3 protein-coding genes are annotated in these 3,986 nt (G+C 51.0%); all 3 read left to right on the top strand.

Annotated elements, in window-relative coordinates:
- Positions 1 to 388: 388 nt before the first annotated feature.
- From sufC to GXO76_09130, 3 genes are read left to right on the top strand one after another with little or no spacing between them, the layout of a single operon-like run.
- Complete coding sequence (gene sufC, locus GXO76_09140; protein NOY78017.1) at positions 389 to 1,123, top strand: Fe-S cluster assembly ATPase SufC; 735 nt, start codon at positions 389 to 391, stop codon at positions 1,121 to 1,123.
- Positions 1,120 to 2,418 carry a hypothetical protein gene (locus GXO76_09135; GenBank protein ID NOY78016.1) on the top strand — a complete coding sequence of 433 codons (1,299 nt, stop codon included), beginning with the start codon at positions 1,120 to 1,122 and terminating at the stop codon, positions 2,416 to 2,418. Before sufC ends, GXO76_09135 begins: the two co-directional genes overlap by 4 nt.
- Complete coding sequence (locus GXO76_09130) at positions 2,419 to 3,675, top strand: hypothetical protein (protein NOY78015.1); 1,257 nt, start codon at positions 2,419 to 2,421, stop codon at positions 3,673 to 3,675.
- Positions 3,676 to 3,986: the final 311 nt, after the last annotated feature.

Below are 3,986 nucleotides of genomic sequence, written 5' to 3'. Positions count from 1 at the left end.
TTTTTTTATGAGCAATCGGAGAAGTAGTTGCAGATTCTATTCTTAAATGATTCTACAGGAATTTTTGAAGAAAAGACAATCTTATTGAAAATATAATCCGGTCCCTTGAACCCACCCCCTGACTCCCCCTCCCTGATTTCAGGGAGGGGGCCGGAGGGAGGGTCAGGAATGGGCAGATTTTGCTAAAGAGTGACTAAATGACTATGGCCATTATTTAAAATTTTTTTAGCAGGCCCCGTTCATATAACGCCCCACAAACATTCCGGTAGAGCCGTTTTCTTAAATTTTTCTTGATTTTTAGTGTGATCTGTCCTAAATTATCTGCTCGGATAATTCGGAGTGTTCTTGTCGGAAATTAAAAGCAATTGCGGAAAAAGGAGCAAAAAAGATGGCTTTTGTGGTGGACCAATTGAGCAGTGAGGTTGTTGCTGAGAAGAAAGAAATTCTTAAAAGAATCTCGTTTACTCTAAATCCCGGAGAACTGCTGGTGGTGATGGGTCCAAACGGGAGCGGAAAAACCTCCCTGGCCATGACGCTTATCGGGTCCGAACGGTACCGGGTGACGTCGGGGAAAATCCTTTTAAATGGGAAGGATGTGTCAGAGCTGCCCGTGGAAGAGCGGGCTAAGGCGGGCCTTTTTCTGGCATTTCAGGCTCCCCCGGAAATCCGGTCGGTTCGCTTTCGCACGCTGCTCGCCGATGCCCTGAAGGCCAGAGGCGTTGAGGAGCCGAACCGGCTTATTTCCCCCGTATTTGAACGGGTTGGACTGCCGTCGGAATTTCTGAAGCGGGAGGTCTACGTGGGATTTTCCGGCGGGGAGCGCAAACGCGGTGAAATGGCCCAACTCCTGCTGATGAATCCCCAGTATGCCATTCTGGACGAACCGGACACGGGTGTGGATGTGGACTCGATGAAGCTGATTGCGGGTGCCATTCGTGAGGCTCTTAACGACGGGGTAGGAATTATTCTGATCACCCACTATGCGCGCATTCTTACGCTTCTTCCACAAAAATATTCGGTCAAAATCCTGAAGAACGGCCGGTTTGTGGCATCAGGCGGACCGGAACTGGCAGAGACCATTGAATTGAAGGGGTTCCAGGCCGTGGGAGGGAACGGAGAATGAGCCTGGCAGAACAGATTGCGCGCGAAAATCATGAGCCTCAATGGGTAGCAGACATTCGAAAATATGCGGAATCCTTCATCGATCGGGCACCCTATCCCAAGAATACATTTTATGTGAACCTGCGCGACTATTTACCGCATTCCAAACCCAAATTTGAGATTCCAAAAATCACCAGTCTGGACAATTTGCCTGAAGACATTCGAAAAATGCTGGTAAAACTGGGCATCCCGGAACACGAGTGGAAGCGGGTGTTGGGAATGGTTCAGGTGGATGAGCAGACCACCAGCAGTAATTATCTGGATGTGTTTCGTAAACAGGGGGCGGATGTGCTCAAAATGAGCGACGCCCTGGCTAAATATGACTGGTTGCGTGAGTATGCATTTCGCCTCATGCCCGTCGAAACCAATCAGATTGCCGCCTTTCACACAGCGTATTGGAACGGAGGCGCCTTTATTCACATTCATGAAGGTGCCCGGGTAACGGCGCCCATTCACACCTATTTTTTGATCACGGAGGAAGGTCTGGCTCAGGCCGATCACACGGTTCTGATTGCTGAACCCGGGTCGGAGGCCACATTTATTGAGGGCTGCACGGCCCCCCCGCTGCTTCAGTTTGCAGGGCATTTCGGGGCAACGGAGGTGTACGTTAAAAAGGGGGCGAAAGTTACAGAGGTTGTTCTCCAGAACTGGCCGGGGTACGTTCACACACGCCCCATCACACGTATGATTTTGGAAGAAGGCGCCGAGGTTCATCTCCTGACAATTTTATTGGGTACCGGCGCTTCCACGGGAAGGGATGAAGAAATTGTGATTCGCGGAAAAGGCGGAAAGGCCGTCATTGAAAGCGTGGGATTTGTGAAGGATGACGAACGCATTACAGACAATATCCGCATTTTAATGGAAGCTCCGGAAGCCTCCGGTCTCATTAACACGAAAAGTGTCGCCCGCGGCCGCGCCACGAGTATTTCCTACACGGATATTCGGGCATCGAAAAAAGCAAAGGGGTCTCGCGGACACATCGAATGTGCCGGACTGCTGCTTACACCCGGCGGTATTCACGAAACCTGGCCGACGCTGGCATCCGAAACCAACGAGGTTCATCTGGATCACGAGGCCTTTGTCGGGAGAATTTCCGAGGAGATTCTCTTTTACCTGAAAACCCGCGGACTTTCGGAAGAAGAGGCGGTCAGTATGATTGTGCAGGGATACATTCAGCCTATTTTGAAACACGTTCCTATCGAATATGCCCTTGAAATACGAAAAATTGCAGACATGGTTGCGAAAGGAGAAAGCTAAATGATGGTTGATTCGGGAAACATGCGAACAGAAATGGCCATTGAGCGCCTGCACCCGGAGGTGCTTCCGCCCCTGGAAACTCCTTTGCGCTATCCTTTTCCCGTCTTGGACGAAGTTGCCTCCATCCGTTCGGCAAAAGAATTGCCTTCAAATTTGAAAAATCTCCTCAAGCATCTGAATATTTCTGAAAACCTCTGGGCATTTGCCACCGGGCTGTCCCGCGAGGGTCGTCTGCCGGAATTTGAACAGAGGCGACTGGCTCAGTTACGTCATCTTGGTCTGGAAATTGCCCCGCTTGCCGAGGTCGTTGATACCCATCCGCGTGCCAGGGAATTGGCCTTTTCATACTGGCCGAAAAACGAGTGGGCCTCTTTCCACAAAGAACACTGGCAAAACGGAACGTTTGTCCGGTTCCCCGGGGGCGTTCGCGTAGCGGATCAACCGGTTTGCACGTATTGTCTGATGGAAAAAGCCTTCTCTCCGGCTCCCCATTCGTTGATTCTCTTTGAGAAAGATTCGGCTGGAACGATTATTCTGGGGAGCACCAGTCCAAAGGTGATTCGGGCGCCGTTTTATCTTCCGGGGGTGGAGATCTTTTTGCGGGAGAATGCCACCGGAACGGTTATCCTGCTCCACAGCTTTCCACCCTACCTGGAATCGCGCCCCATTGTGCGCGCACGGGTGGGGAAAAACGCCCGCCTGAATCTGATGATTGTCACCCTGTTTCCGGGGAAATCCTTAGGACGCGATATTGAAATCACCGTGGACGGGGAAAAGGGGGAGGCTCTTGTTCAGATGAGCAGTTGTTCTAAAAATCGGAATCTCTCGGTCAATCAGGTGTCGGTTATTTTGGATGCACCGGAAACCCGGGCCGACATCCGTACGCGGGGACTTTCTACCGAACAGGGCCGGCAAATTTCTTACGTAAGCATCGACGCACGGGAAAAAGCCGTCAAAAGCGAAGGACACCTGGAAGCGGTAGGGTTGCTGCAATCCGATCAGGCATCGTATGAGGTCATTCCCGGGCTCATCTCCCGGGTGGACGACGTTTTTCTGGATCACGAAGCCTTTATCGGACGGATTTTGGAAGAAGCCGTTTTCTATCTGAAAACCCGGGGATTTTCGGAGAAGCAGGCCATGTTTTTGTTGATTAAGAGTCACCTGGGGCCGATCGTAGAGCGTCTTCCGGAAACCCTGCGCTGGGAAACCCTTAAAATTGCAGAGCTGATTGTGAACGGGGAAGCGAAAGAGTGGTAGCTTGTCCGGGGTTCGATGGGTCACAGCGGTCGTTCGCTTGCCGCTGCCTTTGGGGAATGGATCGATAAGGACTCTTAATGAATAATCGGGCGGGTGCCAAAAGGGTTTCGGTACCAAGAGTTTTTGGTTTTTCCTCGGAAAAAGAAAAAGAATGATTTTTGTGCCAAGGTCTGCGAGCCGGGAAGTCCCCTCTAAAAAGAGGGGATTGAGGGGTGTGTTGTTTTTTGATTTTCTCCCATTTTAATTCTTTATCATTATTTCGAAAAGGCAAGCCATCACACACCCCGATCCGCCAAGGCGGATCACCCCTC

Source organism: Calditrichota bacterium (genome assembly GCA_013151735.1).
Taxonomy (GTDB): Bacteria; Zhuqueibacterota; JdFR-76; order JdFR-76; family BMS3Abin05; genus BMS3Abin05.
Note: the sequence above shows the minus strand (reverse complement) of the source record. Positions and strands in the feature narration are given on the sequence as shown.